This window comes from Kitasatospora sp. NPDC004799 (assembly GCF_040609095.1).
In the GTDB taxonomy this organism is placed as follows: Bacteria; Actinomycetota; Actinomycetes; order Streptomycetales; family Streptomycetaceae; genus Kitasatospora.
Map to the genome: position 1 here is coordinate 1 of NZ_JBEXJK010000013.1, position 16,550 is coordinate 16,550.

At 73.9% G+C, this 16,550-nt stretch carries 17 protein-coding genes; 11 read left to right on the top strand and 6 right to left on the bottom strand.

Translation table 11 applies throughout. The annotated features are described in order from the left end of the window. Window positions 1–148: 148 nt before the first annotated feature. Together ABZW03_RS03200 and ABZW03_RS03205 are read left to right on the top strand one after the other, a co-directional pair. Window positions 149–484 (top strand): MmcQ/YjbR family DNA-binding protein, encoded by a 336-nt coding sequence (locus ABZW03_RS03200; RefSeq protein ID WP_355251362.1) that lies wholly within the window; start codon window positions 149–151, stop codon window positions 482–484. A gap of 215 nt (window positions 485–699) precedes the next feature. Then, on the top strand, window positions 700–1,914 hold the full coding sequence (locus tag ABZW03_RS03205; RefSeq protein ID WP_355251365.1) for an alpha/beta hydrolase: 1,215 nt from the start codon (window positions 700–702) through the stop codon (window positions 1,912–1,914). Between the two features lie 50 nt (window positions 1,915–1,964). Here ABZW03_RS03205 and ABZW03_RS03210 read toward each other — a convergent pair whose 3' ends face one another. Further along, window positions 1,965–2,957 (bottom strand): WYL domain-containing protein, encoded by a 993-nt coding sequence (locus ABZW03_RS03210; RefSeq protein ID WP_355251368.1) that lies wholly within the window; start codon window positions 2,955–2,957, stop codon window positions 1,965–1,967. A gap of 101 nt (window positions 2,958–3,058) precedes the next feature. On the opposite strand from ABZW03_RS03210, the gene ABZW03_RS03215 reads away from it, so the two are divergent. Then, a complete protein-coding gene (locus ABZW03_RS03215) occupies window positions 3,059–3,637 on the top strand; it encodes a TIGR03086 family metal-binding protein (RefSeq protein WP_355251371.1) in 579 nt (192 codons plus the stop codon). 108 nt (window positions 3,638–3,745) lie between these two features. Here the strand turns inward: ABZW03_RS03215 and ABZW03_RS03220 are convergent, their stop codons facing one another. Both ABZW03_RS03220 and ABZW03_RS03225 read right to left on the bottom strand, forming a co-directional pair. Beyond that, window positions 3,746–4,759, bottom strand: a complete 1,014-nt coding sequence (locus ABZW03_RS03220; protein ID WP_355251374.1) for an aldo/keto reductase — start codon at window positions 4,757–4,759, stop codon at window positions 3,746–3,748. After that, window positions 4,756–5,259, bottom strand: coding sequence for a MerR family transcriptional regulator (locus ABZW03_RS03225; protein WP_355251377.1), 504 nt, complete (start codon window positions 5,257–5,259; stop codon window positions 4,756–4,758). Before ABZW03_RS03225 ends, ABZW03_RS03220 begins: the two co-directional genes overlap by 4 nt. A gap of 133 nt (window positions 5,260–5,392) precedes the next feature. Here ABZW03_RS03225 and ABZW03_RS03230 point away from each other — a divergent pair, with 133 nt between their 5' ends. After that, window positions 5,393–6,226, top strand: a complete 834-nt coding sequence (locus tag ABZW03_RS03230; RefSeq protein ID WP_355251380.1) for a serine hydrolase domain-containing protein — start codon at window positions 5,393–5,395, stop codon at window positions 6,224–6,226. 10 nt (window positions 6,227–6,236) lie between these two features. Here the strand turns inward: ABZW03_RS03230 and ABZW03_RS03235 are convergent, their stop codons facing one another. Then, window positions 6,237–7,013, bottom strand: a complete 777-nt coding sequence (locus ABZW03_RS03235) for a pirin family protein (protein WP_355251383.1) — start codon at window positions 7,011–7,013, stop codon at window positions 6,237–6,239. A gap of 224 nt (window positions 7,014–7,237) precedes the next feature. Here ABZW03_RS03235 and ABZW03_RS03240 point away from each other — a divergent pair, with 224 nt between their 5' ends. From ABZW03_RS03240 to fabF, 5 genes are all read left to right on the top strand, one after another. After that, entirely contained in the window at window positions 7,238–8,434 is a 1,197-nt protein-coding gene (locus tag ABZW03_RS03240; protein WP_355251490.1) for a helix-turn-helix domain-containing protein, read from the top strand. A gap of 91 nt (window positions 8,435–8,525) precedes the next feature. Then, a complete protein-coding gene (locus ABZW03_RS03245) occupies window positions 8,526–9,476 on the top strand; it encodes an ACP S-malonyltransferase (protein WP_355251386.1) in 951 nt (316 codons plus the stop codon). Next, on the top strand, window positions 9,473–10,504 hold the full coding sequence (locus ABZW03_RS03250; RefSeq protein ID WP_355251389.1) for a beta-ketoacyl-ACP synthase III: 1,032 nt from the start codon (window positions 9,473–9,475) through the stop codon (window positions 10,502–10,504). Before ABZW03_RS03245 ends, ABZW03_RS03250 begins: the two co-directional genes overlap by 4 nt. A 75-nt stretch (window positions 10,505–10,579) precedes the next feature. Beyond that, window positions 10,580–10,819 (top strand): acyl carrier protein, encoded by a 240-nt coding sequence (locus tag ABZW03_RS03255; RefSeq protein ID WP_355251392.1) that lies wholly within the window; start codon window positions 10,580–10,582, stop codon window positions 10,817–10,819. Between the two features lie 185 nt (window positions 10,820–11,004). Further along, window positions 11,005–12,270, top strand: coding sequence for a beta-ketoacyl-ACP synthase II (fabF, locus tag ABZW03_RS03260; protein WP_355251395.1), 1,266 nt, complete (start codon window positions 11,005–11,007; stop codon window positions 12,268–12,270). Window positions 12,271–12,360: 90 nt separating this feature from the next. Here fabF and ABZW03_RS03265 read toward each other — a convergent pair whose 3' ends face one another. Together ABZW03_RS03265 and ABZW03_RS03270 are read right to left on the bottom strand one after the other, a co-directional pair. Then, on the bottom strand, window positions 12,361–12,855 hold the full coding sequence (locus tag ABZW03_RS03265; protein WP_355251397.1) for a DUF3145 domain-containing protein: 495 nt from the start codon (window positions 12,853–12,855) through the stop codon (window positions 12,361–12,363). A gap of 364 nt (window positions 12,856–13,219) precedes the next feature. Next, window positions 13,220–14,251 (bottom strand): NADP-dependent oxidoreductase, encoded by a 1,032-nt coding sequence (locus tag ABZW03_RS03270; protein WP_355251400.1) that lies wholly within the window; start codon window positions 14,249–14,251, stop codon window positions 13,220–13,222. 137 nt (window positions 14,252–14,388) lie between these two features. Here ABZW03_RS03270 and ABZW03_RS03275 point away from each other — a divergent pair, with 137 nt between their 5' ends. Then, a complete protein-coding gene (locus ABZW03_RS03275) occupies window positions 14,389–14,853 on the top strand; it encodes a MarR family transcriptional regulator (RefSeq protein WP_355251403.1) in 465 nt (154 codons plus the stop codon). Between the two features lie 120 nt (window positions 14,854–14,973). After that, window positions 14,974–16,539 (top strand): LCP family protein, encoded by a 1,566-nt coding sequence (locus ABZW03_RS03280; RefSeq protein WP_355251406.1) that lies wholly within the window; start codon window positions 14,974–14,976, stop codon window positions 16,537–16,539. Window positions 16,540–16,550: the final 11 nt, after the last annotated feature.

Genomic DNA, 16,550 nt, shown 5'->3' on the forward strand with positions numbered 1-16,550 from the left:
CCGCAGCCGGGGGGTGCGCCGGACTGGGGGGGGGGGCGCCCTGCGCCCCCCCCCCCCCCGCGGCCGTCGCCCCGCTGCCCGGTGCGCCGTGCCGCGCGCCGGGGCGCCCCTGAGGCGCGTTGTCGGTGCCCTGCCCTACCCTGCCGCCATGGTGACGTTCGACGAGTTCCGCGCGATGGCCCTGGCCCTGCCGGAGGCCGCCCAGGAGCCGACCTGGGACATCGAGACGCTGCGGGTCCGCGGCCGGATCTTCGCGATGGGCGCGCCCGACGGGGACCGCGTCACCGTCAAGGCCTCCCCCGAGGACCAGGCCGAACTGCTCGCCGCCGAGCCCGAGGTGTTCTCCTCCGCCCCGTACGTCGGGCGGCACGGCTGGGTGAGCGTCCGGCTGGGCCTGGTGGACCGGGACGAGCTGCGCGACCTGGTCACCGAGGCCTGGCGGCGGACGGCGCCGAAGCGCCTGGTCCGGGAGTTCGACGCCTGAGCGCGGCCCCGACCGGGCCGGCCGGCGGTACACCACCGTCCGAACCACTGGGAGACGCCACGCGGACACCCCCGGTTCATGTGATCCATCCCACAGTTTAGGCGTTCCCGCCACCCCCTCCGGGCCCCCTAGGCTTGCCCAGGGAAGTCAGCAGAACCATCGCACCCTCCGGGCACCGCCCGCGAAACGGTGACGGGCCCAAGGGAGTTGGTGCGGTGCGCATCCGTCGGCGCTGGAAGCGGGTACTGATAGGGGCGTTCGCCGGCTGCGCGGTGCTCGCGGACGCCGGAGCCGTCGCCGCCGCGGCCGCCGCCTCCTCCGAGCAGCTGGCGATCTCCACCCCTCCGGCCGGCAGCGCCGCCTGGGTCCAGGACCACTCCTTCGGCCGCTCCCTGCCCGACCCGGCCACCACCACCCCGGCCGCCGCCGCGGCGTTCTTCGCCTCGCTCGCGCCCACCGAGCTGGACCGGCTGATCCAGGAGTACCCGCTGGTCGTCGGCAACTACGACGGCGCCCCGCTGGACCTGCGCTACCGCGCCAACCGGATCGCCCTCGCCGCCGAGCGCGACCGGGCCCACGCCCGCGCCGCCGACCAGGCGCTGGACTCCGAAACCCGCGCCCTGGCCGTCTCCCGCGCCAACGACGTCGAGCACCTGCTCGCCCCCGACCGGCAGATCCTCGCCTTCGACCCGCGCGGCCGCGGCCTGGTCACCGAGGTGTGGGGCGACCTCGCCGACGCCGAGCGGATCTCCGTGCTCGTCCCCGGCTCGGACGCCGACCTCGGCCACCACGACCAGGCCGCCGAGCCGCTGCGCTCCCCGGCCGGCATGGCCCGCGCCCTGTACGCCGAGGAGCGCCGCCAGGCCCCGGACACCCGGACCGCCGTGGTCTCCTGGACCGGCTACGTCACCCCCTCCGGCCTCGGCCCGGACGCCGCCACCTCCCGGCTGGCCGACGTCGCCGCCCCCCGGCTGGAGCGGCTGCTCGCCGGGCTCAAGGAGACCACCCGCCCGGACGCGCCGCCGGCACTGCTCTGCCACTCGTACGGCTCGGTGGTCTGCGGCACCGCCGCCCCGGACATCCCGCGCGCGGCCGCCTCGCCGTCCGACACTTCCGGCATCACCGACCTGGTGGTCTTCGGCAGCCCGGGCATGGGCGTGCAGAACACCACCGAACTGGGCGCCGGCGTGCACGTCTGGGCCACCCGCAACCCCAGCGACTGGATCGGCAACGTGCCGTTCCTGGAGGTCGGCGGGCTCGGCCACGGCGCCGACCCGACGGCGAGCGGCTTCGGCTCCGAGCAGATCTCCTCGGCCCGCGCGGCCGGCCACAACGGCTACTTCACCGAGGGCACCGAGAGCCTGCGCAACTTCGCGGCGATCTCCCTCGGCCGCTACCAGGACGTGGTCCGGGTCAACCCGGCTCCCTGAGCCGGCCCCGCTCCCGCCGTGCCCCGCTCCCGCTGTGCCCCGCTCCTAAGCTACGGTGCCTGGTCCTGGTACAGCCGCAGGGCGTCGGCCGCCGCCCGGGCCAGCTCGCGCCGGGCGGCCGGCGGGGCCAGCACCTCGACGTCCGCGCCGAAGGCCAGCAGCGACCGGACGGCGGCCGGAGCCGGGAAGGCCATCGGCACCTCGGCCCACTCCTCGGCCGGCCCGGCGGCCGGCTCCGGCGGCGGCCCGGTGACCCGCCCGCCGTGGATGCGCAGGAACATGTCCAACCGTCCGCGCCGGACCCGCACCCGTACCGGCACGTCCATCGGCAGCCGCTCCACCTGTTCGCGCAGCACCGCCCAGACCTCGCCGAGCCCCACCCCGGCGCGGCGCCGCACCGCCTCCTCGGTGGTGTCGGCGGCCAGCACCCGGTCGGCCCGGAACAGCCGCGGCTCGCCGTGCAGATCGGCGACCAGGTACCAGACCGCCGCCTTGCTCACCAGCCCGTACGGGTCGACGGTGTACTCCACCGGCGCGGGCGTGCCGCCGTGCCGGTAGCGCAGCCGCAGCCGCCGGTCGGCGAAGACGGCGTACTGCAGCTCGCCCAGGTCCGGCCCGGCGGCGGAGCCGGTCGCGCCGGGGGTCTGCATCCAGCGGGCCGGGTCGACCAGGATCCGCTCGCTGATCCGCTCGGCGGCCGGCCGGTGCGGGGCCGGCAGCGCCGCCATCACCTTGCGCAGCGCCGAGCCGAGCGCGCCGTCCAGCCCGAGGTCGCTGTGCGCGCCCTGGGCGGAGAGCACGAACAGCGCCCTGGCCTCGTCCGCGGTCAGGCCGGTGACGTCGGTGCGGTAGCCGGGCACCAGGCCGATGCCGCCGTGCCGCCCGCGCTCGGTGAACACCGGTACCCCGGCGGCGGAGAGCGACTCGACGTCGCGGTAGATGGTGCGGACGGACACCTCCAGCCGCTCGGCGAGTTCGGTGGCGGGCACCCGGCCGCGGGTCTGGAGCAGCAGCAGGATCGAGAGCAGGCGGTCGGCCTTCATGTCCCAAGAATCCCAGCAATCCTGACGGCGGTTGTCAGGTTTTACTGGGAGATTGCGTTCCGAGCCCGAAGAACCACCCGACACCAGGGAGTTGAGCACGGATGACCGCTCTCCAGGATGCCCGCCCGCAGTACCAGTCCGCCCTCGACCAGCTGGCGAAGCTGTTCGCCACCGTCACCCCGGCCGACCTCGAACGGCCCACCCCCTGCGACGAGTTCACCCTGCGCCAGCTGCTGAACCACGTGGTCGGCGGCATCCACCGGTTCGCGTACATCGGCGAGGGCGGCCACGCCCAGGACGTCGTGGCCGCGATCGAGGACCCCTCGGACGAGGGCTGGCCGGCCGCGCTGGACCGGGCCCGCGCCCGGGTGACCGCCGCCTGGGCGGACGACGCCGCGCTCGCCCGCCCGGCCGTCGCCCCCTGGGGCGAGGTGCCCGGCGCGATGGCGGTGGGCGGCTACCTGATGGAGCTGGTGACCCACTCCTGGGACATCGCCACCGCCCTCGGCGGCGGCTTCGCCCTGGACGACGAGCTGGCGCGGACCGCGCTGGGCGTCGCCGAGGCCGTGCTGACGCCCGAGCGGCGGGTGCCGGGCGTCCCGTTCGGCGCCGTCCGGCCGGTCGCCGAGGACGCCGACGTGCACACCCGGCTGGCCGCCTGGACCGGCCGTACGGCCTGAACCCTCCGGACGGCGTGACGCCGCCGGCCCGGGAGCGTCCGGCGACGCCCCGGGCCGGAGAGTCCCGGGCCGGAGACCGTCGGCCCGGAGACGCGCCGGTGCCGCCCGCTACTCGCGCGCCGCCGAGGTCGAGCTCATGTCCGCGTAGCGGTTCCCCGCCACCCGGTCGGCCACCGGCTCCAGCAGCGCCAGCTCCTCGGCGGTCAGCCGCAGCGTCGCCGCCGCGGTGTTCTCGGCGAGCCGGCTGCGCTTGCGGGTGCCCGGGATCGGCACGACGGCCAGCCCGTGCACCTCGGCCCGCTGGTGCACCCAGGCCAGCGCGACCTGGGCGAGCGTCACGCCGCGGGCCGCCGCGATCTCCCGCAGCGGGGCGAGCAGTTCGCCGTTGGCGGCCGCGTTGTCGCCGGTGAACCGCGGGTGGGTGCGCCGGAAGTCGTCCGCCGAGAGCTCCTTGGCGTCCTGGAAGGCGCCGGTGAGGAAGCCCCGCCCGAGCGGCGAGTACGGCACAAAGGCGACGCCCAGCTCCGCCGCGGCCGGCACCGCCGTGCGCTCGACGTCGCGGGCGAACACCGACCACTCGGACTGGAGCGCGGCGATCGGGTGGACGGCGTACGCCTCGCGCAGCTCCGCGCCGGTCACCTCGGACAGCCCGAGGTGGCGCACCTTGCCGGCCTTCACCAGCTCGGCCATCGCGCCGACCGAGTCGGCCAGCGGCACGGCCGGGTCGCGGCGGTGCATGTAGTACAGGTCGATCACGTCCACGCCGAGCCGGCGCAGCGAGGCGTCCACCGCGGTCCGGATGTACGCCGGGTCGTTGCTGATGCCGCGCACGGAGGAGTCCTCCGCCGAGCGCACGATGGCGAACTTGGTGGCGACCACCACCTTGTCCCGGTTGGCCCGGACGAAGGAACCGATCAGCTCCTCGTTGCGGCCGGAGCCGTACATGTCGGCGGTGTCGAAGAGGGTGACGCCGGCCTCCAGCGCGGCGCCCAGGGTGGCGAGCGCCTCGTCGGCGTCGGTGGGGCCGTAGAACTCGCTCATGCCCATGCAGCCGAGGCCCTGGACGCCCACCAGCGGGCCGCCGGTGCCGAGTTCGACGGCGGGAAGGATGGTCTGAGTCATGCGCTCTGCTCTTCCTCTGCGGGAGTGTTCTGGCACGGGACCGGGACGCCGGCGACGGCGGCGGCCCTTCCCGCATAGAGATCGATCTTGTAGTCGAGGACGGCGAGGGTGGCCTGCAGGTCGGCGATCCGCTGCCGGACCTCCTCGCGCTGGTCCTCCAGGAGGCGCTGGCGCTCCGGGTAGGTCCGCTCGCCCTGGCGGGCCATGTCCACGTACCTGAGCATGTCCGCCACCGACATGCCGGTCAGCCGCAGCCGGCCCAGGAAGGCCAGCCGGTGCAGATCGGCGTCGCAGTAGCGGCGCTGGCCGCCCGCCGCCCGGTCCACCGGGTCCAGCAGGCCGATCCGCTCGTACCAGCGCAGGGTGTGGGCGGTCAGCCCGCTGGCCGTGGCGACCTCGCTGATGGTGTGCCTCGGCGTCCGGTCCGGATCGCCGGTCGGGCGGCTGAACACCTCGGCGCAGCTGCGCAGGTCGATCTCGATGCGTGCGGGTGCGGCCATCGCTCGTTTCCCCCTGTCCTGTGCGACGTCACCGACGCTACCGAGTTGGAGTGCACTCCAAGCAAGCCCGGTACGCGGGTGGCCCCACCACCACCTTTTCCGGCGGTTTTCCCGGCGACTACAGTCGGACCCCATGGAGAGCTTGCGGATGATCGAGAACTGGCCGGTGCCCCACGCCGCGGCGGCGGTGGTCCGGGGGACGGACGGCGCGGTGCTGGGCGCGCACGGGCCGCGGCAGCACCTGTTCCCGCTCGCCTCGGTGACCAAGCTGCTCACCTCCTACGCGGCGCTGGTCGCCGTCGAGGAGGGCGTGTTCGAGCTGGACGACCCGGCCGGGCCGCCCGGGGCGACCGTCCGCCACCTGCTCGCGCACACCTCCGGCCTGGGCTTCGACGAGGACCGGGTGTTCGCCGAGCCGGGCAACCGCCGGCTCTACTCCAACGCGGGCTTCGACGCGCTGGCGCGGGCGCTGTCCGAGGCCGCCGGGATCGAGTTCTCCCGCTACGTCGCGGAGGCGGTGTTCGAGCCGCTGGGCATGGCGGACACCCTGATCAACACGGCCCACAAGTCCCCGGCCGGCGCCGGCGGGCTGTCCACCGTCGCCGACCTCGCCCGGTTCGCCGCCGAGCTGCAGGCGCCCAAGCTGCTGGACCCGTCCACCCTCCGGCAGGCCACCCGCGAGGTCGCCTTCCCCGGCACCGGCGGCGTGCTGCCCGGCTACGGCCACCGGCGCCCGAACGACTGGGGCCTCGGCTTCGAGATCCGCGACGGCAAGAGCCCGCACTGGACCGGCACCGCCAACTCCCCCGGGACCTTCGGGCACTTCGGCCAGTCCGGCACCTTCCTCTGGGTCGACCCGCAGGCCGGCGCGGCCTGCGTCGCGCTCACCGACCGGGACTTCGGGCCGTGGGCCGTCGAGGCCTGGCCGGCCTTCTCGGACGCGGTGCTCGCGGACCTGCGGGGCTAGCGGAGCCGACCTAGCCGTACGAGACCGGCGAGTGCATCTCCCAGAGCAGGAGTTCGGCGCCGTTCTCGCCCGCCGTCGGGTCGGCGAAGGCGTCGCCGGTGATCCGCACGCTGTCGCCCGGGACCATCGAGCGGCCGCCGCCCTTGGGCCCCGGGACGGTCCGGTAGCCCAGCGCGCCGGCCGTCAGGTGCGCGTACCGCCAGGGCGCCTCGGGCAGCCGGGGCAGCGGCTGCCACGGCCCGGCGGTGGCCAGCCAGAGCGCGGCGTCGCCGCGGCGCAGCCGCAGCGCGTCCGTCCCGGCGTCGCGCTCCAGGCCGGAGGCGAGCAGCGTCAACCCGCCGTCCGCCGGTTCCACCCTGCGCAGGCCGTACGCGGGCGGCGCGTCGAACTCGTCCGGCTGGAGCCACATCTGGACGAAGCGGACCGGCCCGGTGGCACCGCCGACGTTGCGCTCGGTGTGGGTGACGCCGGAGCCGGCGCTGAGGTGCTGGACCATCCCGGGGCGGACCACCCCGCTGTGGCCGTTCGAGTCCCGGTGGGCCAGCGCGCCCTCCAGCACCCAGGTGAGGATCTCGGTGTCCCGGTGCTTGTGCTCCTCGAACCCGGCCCCGGGGGCGAGGAGTTCCTCGTTGCACGCGAGCAGGGCGCCGAAGTGGGTGTTCTTCGGGTCGTAGTGGCCCGAGAAGGAGAAGGCGTGCCTGGTCTCGACGCCCTCGGCCGGGGCGGAGCGGTAGCGCTCGGCGGTGCGGCGCAGGTCGGCACGGGGGCGGTCGGCGGCTTCGGTCACGCTCCCACCGTAGTGGCTGGGGCGCGGGGTGTGACCCTTGCCACCGCGCCGCTCCACCGGGGGGTGTGCACGAGCAGTCACTCGCGTGAGGCAGTCTTGTCCTTGTGCCAGCCGCTTCCGCGAACTCCAAGAGCGAACCCAGTCCCAGCCCCGCCGCCGAACCCACCGGGAAGGGCCCGGCCGCCCGGTCGGGCCGTGACCGTCCGGGCCGCGCGGCGCCCCGCCTGACCGCGCAGGAGCGCAGAACCGCCGCCGAGCGCGCCGAGCGCCGGGCGGCGACGCTCAAGCGGCTGGAGAAGTCCGCCGGCAAGCTGGCCACCGCCGCGATCTCGCGGATGGACGACCAGCTCGGCTGGTACCGGCGGATGCCGCCGGAGCACCGGTCCTGGATCGGCCTGGTCGCCCAGGCCGGCATCGCCGCCTTCACCGAGTGGTACCGCCACCCCGAGTCCGCGAAGGCGATCTCCACCGACGTCTTCGGCACCGCCCCGCGCGAGCTGACCAGGGCGATCACTCTGCGCCAGACCGTCGAGCTGATCCGCACCACGATCGAGGTGATGGAGGAGGCCATCGAGGAGGTGGCCGCCCCCGGCGACGAGGCGGACATGCGCGAGTCGGTGCTGGTCTACGCCCGGGAGATCGCCTTCGCGACCGCCCAGGTGTACGCCCAGGCGGCCGAGGCGCGCGGCGCCTGGGACGCCCGGCTGGAGGCGCTGGTGGTCAACTCGCTGCTGTCCGGCGACGCCGACGAGGGCGTGCTCTCCCGCGCCGCGGCACTCGGCTGGGGCCAGCCCAGCCAGATCCGGGTGGTGATGGGCAGCGCGCCGGACGGCGACAGCGAGCTGGTGGTGGAGGCGATCCGGCGGGCCGCCCGGTACGCCAAGCTGAACGTGCTGACCGGGGTGCTGGGCAAGCGCCTGGTGGTCGTGGTCGGCGGCGACAAGGAGCCGGTGCAGGCGGCCCGGGCGCTGATCGGCCAGTTCGCGCCGGGTCCGGTGGTGGTCGGCCCGACGGTGCCCGACCTGCTCTCCGCGACCCGCTCGGCCCACGCCGCCGCGGCCGGCCTGCGCGCCTGCGCGGCCTGGCCGGACGCCCCCCGCCCGGTGCTGGCCGACGACCTGCTGCCCGAGCGGGCGCTGGCCGGCGACCAGGCCGCGCGCCGTCAGCTGGTGGAGGAGATCTACACACCGCTGGACGAGGCCGGCTCCGCCCTGCTGGAGACGCTGAGTGTCTACCTGGAGCAGGCCTCCTCGCTGGAGGGAGCGGCCCGGATGCTCTTCGTCCACCCCAACACGGTGCGCTACCGGCTGCGACGTGTGACTGATGTCACGGGGTACGCCCCCTCCGACGTACGTTCGGCGTTCACTCTGCGGATCGCCCTGGCCCTCGGCCGGCTGGGCACCGCCGGGGAGCCCGGCTGAGCCGGAGTGTAGGGACCATACAATCCCGGATGGTTTTCTTCGTTACCGTCGCCTACCCGCCCCTGGGCGCCTGGCGAGAGAGGGTTGAACCGTGCTCGTAATCGTCGCCCCTGGACAGGGTGCCCAGTCCCCCGGATTCCTCAGCCCCTGGCTGGAGCTCGACGGCGTCGCCGACCGCCTGCGCGGCTGGTCGGAGGTCGCCGGGCTCGACCTGGTGCACGCCGGCACCGAGGCGTCCGCCGAGGAGATCAAGGACACCGCCGTCGCCCAGCCGCTGCTGGTCGCGGCCGGTCTGGTGACCGCCCGGGAGCTGTTCCCGGACGAGGACGCCGCCCGCAAGCTGGTCGGCGCCGTGGCCGGCCACAGCGTCGGTGAGATCACCGCCGCCGCCGGCGCCGGGGTGCTCAGCGCCCACGACGCGCTGACCTTCGTGCGTGAGCGCGGCCGGGCCATGGCCGAGGCCGCCGCCGTCACCGAGACCGGCATGCTCGCCGTGCTCGGCGGCGAGCCGGAGGAGGTCGCGGCGAAGCTGGCCGAGCACGGCCTGACCGCGGCCAACAACAACGGCGGCGGCCAGATCGTCGCCGCCGGCACGCTGGCCCAGCTGGAGGCGCTGAAGGCGGACCCGCCGGCCCGCGCCAAGCTGGTCTCCCTCAAGGTGGCCGGCGCCTTCCACACCGAGCACATGGCCCCGGGCGTCGAGCGGCTGGCCGAGCTGGCCCCGAGCCTGACCGCGGCCGACCCGCAGGTCCGCTACGTCTCCAACAAGGACGGCGGGGTCGTGGACTCCGGCGCCGAGGTGCTCGCGCGCCTGGTGTCGCAGGTCTCCAACCCGGTCCGCTGGGACCTCTGCATGGAGACCCTCGGACAGCTGGGTGCGACGGCCGTGATCGAGCTGTCCCCCGCGGGCACCCTCACCGGGCTGCTCAAGCGCAACCTCAAGGGCGTGGCCACGCTCGCCCTCAAGACCCCCGCCGATCTGGACAAGGCCCGCGAGCTCGTCGCGGAGCACGGCGGTCAGGAGCAGGAGACCCAGGCATGACCAAGCCCCAGATCCGCCCGGTGACCGGCGCCCAGTACTCGCGCATCCTCGGTGTCGGCGGCTACCGCCCGGTCCGGGTGATCCCCAACTCCGAGGTCCTGGAGTGGATCGACTCCTCGGACGAGTGGATCCGCACCCGCAGCGGGATCGCCGAGCGCCGCTGGGCGGGCCCGGACGAGTCCGTCGCCGAGATGTCGATCCAGGCCGCCGGCAAGGCCATCGCCCAGGCCGGGATCTCCGCCGACCGGATCGGCGGCGTGATCGTCTCGACCGTCTCGCACCTCAAGCAGACCCCCGCGATCGCCACCGAGATCGCCGAGCGGCTCGGCTGCGGCAACGCCCCGGCCTTCGACATCTCGGCCGCCTGCGCCGGCTTCGGCTACGGCCTGGGCCTGGCCGACGGCATGATCCGCGGCGGCAACGCCGAGTACGTGCTGGTCATCGGCGTCGAGCGGCTCAGCGACCTGACCGACCAGTCGGACCGCTCCACCGCCTTCATCTTCGGCGACGGCGCCGGCGCCGCGATCGTCGGCCCGTCCGACACGCCCGGCATCGGCAAGCTGATCTGGGGCTCGGACGGCTCGCAGTCCGAGCTCATCACCCAGACCCAGGCCTGGGACACCGCCTTCGCCAAGTCCGACGCGATCAACGGCGCGGGCGAGGAGACCAAGTGGCCGGCCCTGAAGATGGACGGCCAGCCGGTCTTCCGCTGGGCCGTGTGGGAGATGGCCAAGGTGGCCCAGCAGGCGCTGGACGCCGCCGGGATCACCGCCGACCAGCTCGGTGCGTTCATCCCCCACCAGGCCAACATGCGGATCACGGATGCCATGATCAAGGCGCTCAAGCTGCCGGAGTCGGTGCCCGTCGCCCGCGACATCGCCGAGACCGGCAACACCTCCGCGGCCTCCATCCCGCTGGCGATGGAACGCATGCTGGAGAGCGGTGAGGCCCACAGCGGGGACCTGGCCCTGATCATCGGGTTCGGGGCGGGTCTCGTGTACGCCGCGGCAGTCGTTACTCTCCCCTAGGCGCATTCGCCCGAATCACAAGCCTGTGTCCGGCCGCCGGCCGGACGCGTTCAACACCGAAGAGGAGCAGCCAGTATGGCTACCAAGGACGAGGTCCTGGAAGGTCTCGCCGAGATCGTCAACGAGATCGCCGGTATCCCGACCGAGGACGTCCAGCTCGACAAGTCCTTCACCGATGACCTGGACGTCGACTCGCTGTCCATGGTCGAGGTCGTCGTGGCCGCCGAGGAGCGCTTCGACGTCAAGATCCCGGACGACGAGGTCAAGAACCTGAAGACCGTGGGCGACGCTGTGGACTACATCCTCAACGCCTGAGCGATCGACTCGTTCGACCCGGTCAGCCCGTCCGGCGTCCCGTACGCCGGCCCGGGCTGACCCACCGGCCCGGCTCGTCGAGCCCGGCCGACCCTCCGGCCGGGACGCCCTCACCGGGGCGCCCGGCCGGGCCCGTCCTCGGCCACGCCGCCGACCCCCCGCACACGTGAGAGAAGAAGAAACCAGTGACCGCTGAAAACCGCACCGTGGTCGTCACGGGTATCGGCGCCTTCACGCCGCTGGGCGCCGACGCCGCCAGCACCTGGGAGAACCTGGTCGCCGGCCGGTCCGGCGTGGCGGCCCTGACCGAGGAGTGGGCCGAGGACCTGCCGGTGAAGATCGCGGCGAGGTCCGCCGTCGAGCCGGGCGAGATCCTGCCCCGCCCGCTGGCCCGCAAGCTGGACCGCTCGGCCCAGTTCGCGCTGATCGCCGCCCGCGAGGCCTGGGCCGACGCCGGCTTCGAGACGCCCGCCACCGACGAGTCCTCCAAGCTCGCCCCCGAGCGCCTGGGCGCCGTCATCGCCTCCGGCATCGGCGGCGTGACCACCCTGCTCGACCAGTACGACGTGCTGAAGGCGAAGGGCGCCCGCAAGGTCTCCCCGCACACCGTCCCGATGCTGATGCCCAACTCCCCGGCGGCCAACGTCGGTCTGGAGGTCGGCGCCCGCGCGGGCGTACACACCCCCGTCTCCGCCTGTGCCTCCGGCGCCGAGGCGATCGGCTACGCGATCGAGATGATCCGCACCGGCCGCGCCGACGTCGTGGTGGCCGGCGGCACCGAGGCGGCGATCCACCCGCTGCCGATCGCCGCGTTCGCCAACATGATGGCGATGTCCAAGAACAACGACGAGCCCGAGCGCGCCTCCCGTCCGTACGACAAGGGCCGCGACGGCTTCGTGCTGGGCGAGGGCGCCGGCGTGGTCGTGCTGGAGTCGATCGAGCACGCCGAGGCGCGCGGCGCCCGGATCTACTGCGAGGCCGTGGGCCAGGGCCTGTCCTCGGACGCCCACCACATCGCCCAGCCCGAGCCGACCGGCGCCGGCGTGGCCCGCGCGCTGGCCGACCTGTTCGAGCGCAACGAGCTGGACAAGGCCGAGATCGTGCACGTCAACGCGCACGCCACCTCGACCCCGCAGGGCGACACCGCCGAGCTGAAGGCGCTGCGCAAGGAGCTGGGCGACGACCTCGACCACATCGCCGTCTCGGCCACCAAGTCGATGACCGGTCACCTGCTGGGCGGCGCCGGCGGCATCGAGACCGTCGCCACCGTGCTGGCGCTGTACCACCGGATCGCCCCGCCGACCATCAACGTGGACGAGCTGGACGAGGACGTGGACGCCGACATCGTCCGCGACGAGCCCCGCACGCTGCCCGAGGGCCGGATCGCCGCGCTGAACAACTCGTTCGGCTTCGGCGGCCACAACGTGGTGCTGGCCTTCCGCACCCGCTGACGCCCACGGCGAAGGGGCCGGCGCTCTCCGCGAGCGCCGGCCCCTTCGTCATGTCCGCTCCGCCGGGTCCGTCCGGCCGTCGGGGCGGGCTCAGACCACCTGGTGCAGCCAGCGCACCGGCGCGCCCTCGCCCGCGTACCGGAACGGCTCCAGCTCGTCGTCCCAGGGCTTGCCGAGCAGCCGGGCGACCTCGGCCTCCAGGTCGGCGCCCTCGCTGCGGGCGCGCACCAGGACGGCGCGCAGCCGGTCCTCGGGGATCAGGATGTCGCCGTGGATGCCCGTGACGGCGTGGAAGATGCCGAGCGAGGGCGTGCTGCTGTACCGCTCCCCCTCCACCGTGGCGGAGGGCTCGCTGGTCACCTCGTACCGCATCAACTGCCAGCCGCGCAGGGCGGAGGCGAGCTTCGAAGCCGTACCGGGCTCCCCCTGCCAGGAGAGCTCGGCACGCCAATGCCCGGGTGCGGCCGGCTGGCGGATCCAGTCCAGGCTCACCCGCACACCGAGCACCCCCGCGACGGCCCACTCGACGTGCGGGCACAGCGCGCGGGGCGCGGAGTGGATGTACAGAACTCCACGTGTCGTCACCGGGACCTCCAGGCTGTGGACGAGGGTCGCCTTCCCCAGCTGCCTCGTGCCTGCAGTCGATCCGCAGTTACCCACGTTAGCCGACATTAAGCTACTAAATTGAGCAAAACGGACAGGCTTTCGCTCAATGCTAGTCGAATCCTCAACGAGGTCTACCCCTCGGCCGGATCTCTCCCCCGAACGGCCCCATCGCCGGCGGGACCACCGTACCGCGCGGCACCGCGGGATGGATGACGCACTTTCGGATCCGACCGGAATGCGGTAGTGCGGCCGGAGCGCCCGCACCCGACCGCGGACCGCCCCACAGCAGACCGCCCCGCCGCCCGGTCGGGGCGGCGGGGCGGTCAGCGCTCCTGACGGCGCGTCAGCCGTCCAGGCGGACGACCATCTTGCCGGTGTTGACGCCGCGCAGCAGGTCGAGGAAGGCCTCGGTCGCGTTCTCGAAACCGTCCACCACGGTCTCCTCGGTGCGCAGTTCACCGGACGTCAGCCAGCCGGCCACCTCCGCGACGAACTGCGGCTGCAGTCCGGCGTGGTCGGCCACCAGCATGCCCTCCAGGCGCAGCCGCTTGCCGATGGCGAGCGCGAGGTTGCGCGGGGCGGCGGGCGCGGTGGTGTCGTTGTACTGGGCGATCGCGCCGCAGAGCACCGCGCGGCCGTGCGCGTTCAGCGCGCCGATCGCGGCCTCCAGGTGGTCGCCGCCGACGTTGTCGAAGTAGAGGTCGATGCCGTCCGGGGCGGCCTCGGCGAGCTGCTGGGCGACCGGGGCGTCCTTGTAGTTGAAGGCCGCGTCGAAGCCGTACTCGTCCACCAGCTTGGCCACCTTCTCCGCCGAGCCGGCCGAACCGACCACCAGCGAGGCGCCCTTGAGCCTGGCGATCTGGCCGACCAGCGAACCGACCGCGCCGGCCGCGCCGGAGACGAAGACCTTGTCGCCCTCCTTGAGGCCGCCGACGGCGAGCAGGCCGGCGTAGGCGGTCAGGCCCGGCATGCCGAGCACGCCGAGGTAGGCGGAGAGCGGGGCGGCGGCCGGGTCGACCTTGACCGCGCGGGTGGCGTCCAGGGTCGCGTACTCGCGCCAGCCGAGGCCGTGCAGCACCGCGTCGCCCGGGGCGAAGCCCTCCGCCTCGGAGGCGACGACGTAGCCGACCGCGCCGCCGTCCATGGCCTGGCCGAGCTGGAACGGCGGGACGTACGACTTCACGTCGTTCATCCGGCCCCGCATGTACGGGTCCACCGAGAGGTAGGCGTTGCGGACCAGGATCTCGCCCGGGCCCGGGGTCCGGACCGGGGCCTCGACCAGGGCGAAGTCGGCGGGCACCGGCCAGCCCTGCGGGCGGGCGGCGAGGTGCCATTCGCGGGCGGTCGAGGGGGCGGCGGCGGTCTGCTCTGCCATCGGGGGCACTCCTTGCGGTTCGGGTGCGGGTTCGGGTGCTGCCCAGGTGCGGTTCGGGCACCTGAAAGGTTGAGCAACTGAAGTAACGATGGGCATGAAAGGTTCACCTTGTCAACTTTTCAGGTAGACTCTCGACCATGGAGACTCAGCCGATCGAGGACGCCACGCAGCAGCCCGACGAGATCACCCGCGAGGTCGTCGACCTGATGGCCAACCTGGTCGCGCTGTTCCACCGCGAGTACGAGGACGCCGCCGCGGCCCGCTCGCTCACCGGCGCCCAGGCCAAGGTGCTCGCCCTGCTGCGGCGCGGTCCGATGCCGATGCGCCAGATCGCCCAGACCCTCAGCTGCGAGCCGTCCAACATCACCGGCATCGTGGACCGGCTCGAATCGCGCGGTTTCGTCACCCGCGAGGCCGACCGGCACGACCGCCGGGTCAAGCTGGTCGCCGCCACCGACACCGGCGCCGCCGCCTCCGAGGAACTGCGCGAGTCGCTGAACTTCGCCCGCGAGCCGCTGGCCGCGCTCGGCCCGGACGAGCGGACGGCCCTGCGCGACCTGCTCCGCCGGATGCTCGCGGGCGCCTCCGGCCCCGGCGCGTGAGCAGCATCACAGGCCCAGCGGGCTATCCGTAGGCCCCAGGGGGGTAACCGAACCGCCTTCCGGAACGTCTAACGTTCGAACATCCGAACGCGAGATACCTGAAGACGGGGGGCACGGAGGATGAGCAGCAGCACGCGTCGGCGCCGCTACCTGCGCACCGCCATCGGCGTGGCCGCCGTACTGGTGCTGTCGGTCGTGGGCGGTGGGGCCTGGTTCTACCACCGGCTGGACAACAACATCACCACCTTCGACCCCGGCGGCGTCGCCACCGAGCGCCCGCCGGCCCCCGTCCCGGCCACCCCCGGCGCCTCCGTCCCGGTCAACGTGCTGCTGCTCGGTTCGGACACCCGCGACGCGGGCAACGACTCGCTGGGCGGCGGTGACGAGGGCGTCGGCCACTCGGACACCGCGATCCTGGTGCACATCTACGCCGACCACAAGCACGCCGTCGGCGTCTCGATCCCCCGCGACACCCTGGTCACCATCCCGTCCTGCAAGCTGCCGAACGGCACCTGGACGACGCCGAAGACCGACCAGATGTTCAACTCCGCCTTCACCGTGGGCCTGGCCCCCAACGGCAACCCGGCCTGCACCCAGAACACCGTCGAGAAGCTCACCGGGCTGCGGATCGACCACACCGTGGTGGTCGACTTCAAGGGCGCGGCCGCGATGTCCGACGCCGTGGGCGGTGTGGACGCCTGCGTGCCCAACGACGTCAACGAGTACGGCATCCACCTCAAGAAGGGCCTCCAGAAGCTCTCCGGCCAGTCCGCGGTGGACTACCTGCGGATCCGCCACGGCATCGGCGACAACTCCGACATAGGCCGGATGAAGCGCCAGCAGGCCTTCCTCTCCTCGATGATCCGGAAGGTGCAGAGCCAGGGCTTCTCGCTGCCCACCCTGCTGCCGCTGGCCGACGCGGCCACCAAGTCGCTCACCGTGGACGAGGGGCTGGGCACCGCGATGAAGCTGGTGGACTTCGCCCGCTCGATCGAGGACATCAAGCTCTCCGACGTCTCCTTCGTCACCGCCCCCTGGCGCTTCGCCGGCGACCGGGTGCGGCTGGTCCAGCCGGACGCCGACGCCCTCTGGAAGCTGCTGCGCGAGGACCGCACGCTGGACGGGCAGAGCACCTCCGGGACGGGCCAGGTGACCTCCTCCCCCACCGCCGCCCCGGGCGCCGCGACCGCCCCGGGGGCCCCGCTGCCCGCGCTCACCCCGGAGCAGGCCGCGGTGCCGGTCACCGTGGTCAACGGGGTCGGCACGCCCGGCCTGGCCGGCTCCGGCGCCGAGACGCTCAAGGCGCGCGGCTTCCGGAACGTCGCGCTCGGCTCCAACTCCCCCGGCCAGCAGGCCACCCTGGTCTCCTACGACCCCGCGCTGAAGGCCACCGCCGACCAGGTCGCGGCGCTCTTCCCCGGGGCCAGGGCGGTCGAGGAGCCCGGCTCGGAGGCGATCACCGTCACCCTCGGCGCGGACTACCGCGCGGCGGGCACCCGGATCGACTCGGCGGCCGCCCCGAGCCCGGAGCCCGGCGCCCCGGCCGGTGCCGCGGCGGGCGTCCCCGCCCCGGGCGCCACCGCGGGCAGCACTCCCGGCGCCGTCCCGAGCGGCGTCCCCACCGGCATAGCGGAGAACACCCGCAACGCCGACAGCGACCCGTGCGCCAATCTGACCTTCGGCTGATCGGCCGACGA

Excerpts from the sequence above, each read along its gene's own strand:
- ABZW03_RS03255 (WP_355251392.1), top strand. The coding sequence starts at position 10,580 with ATGGCTACCAAGGACGAGGTCCTGGAAGGTCTCGCCGAGATCGTCAAC.
- ABZW03_RS03200 (WP_355251362.1), top strand. The coding sequence starts at position 149 with ATGGTGACGTTCGACGAGTTCCGCGCGATGGCCCTGGCCCTGCCGGAG.
- ABZW03_RS03220 (WP_355251374.1), bottom strand. The coding sequence starts at position 4,759 with ATGACTCAGACCATCCTTCCCGCCGTCGAACTCGGCACCGGCGGCCCG.
- ABZW03_RS03280 (WP_355251406.1), top strand. The coding sequence starts at position 14,974 with ATGAGCAGCAGCACGCGTCGGCGCCGCTACCTGCGCACCGCCATCGGC.
- ABZW03_RS03215 (WP_355251371.1), top strand. The coding sequence starts at position 3,059 with ATGACCGCTCTCCAGGATGCCCGCCCGCAGTACCAGTCCGCCCTCGAC.
- ABZW03_RS03210 (WP_355251368.1), bottom strand. The coding sequence starts at position 2,957 with ATGAAGGCCGACCGCCTGCTCTCGATCCTGCTGCTGCTCCAGACCCGC.
- ABZW03_RS03225 (WP_355251377.1), bottom strand. The coding sequence starts at position 5,259 with ATGGCCGCACCCGCACGCATCGAGATCGACCTGCGCAGCTGCGCCGAG.
- ABZW03_RS03250 (WP_355251389.1), top strand. The coding sequence starts at position 9,473 with ATGACCAAGCCCCAGATCCGCCCGGTGACCGGCGCCCAGTACTCGCGC.
- ABZW03_RS03230 (WP_355251380.1), top strand. The coding sequence starts at position 5,393 with ATGGAGAGCTTGCGGATGATCGAGAACTGGCCGGTGCCCCACGCCGCG.
- ABZW03_RS03270 (WP_355251400.1), bottom strand. The coding sequence starts at position 14,251 with ATGGCAGAGCAGACCGCCGCCGCCCCCTCGACCGCCCGCGAATGGCAC.
- ABZW03_RS03275 (WP_355251403.1), top strand. The coding sequence starts at position 14,389 with ATGGAGACTCAGCCGATCGAGGACGCCACGCAGCAGCCCGACGAGATC.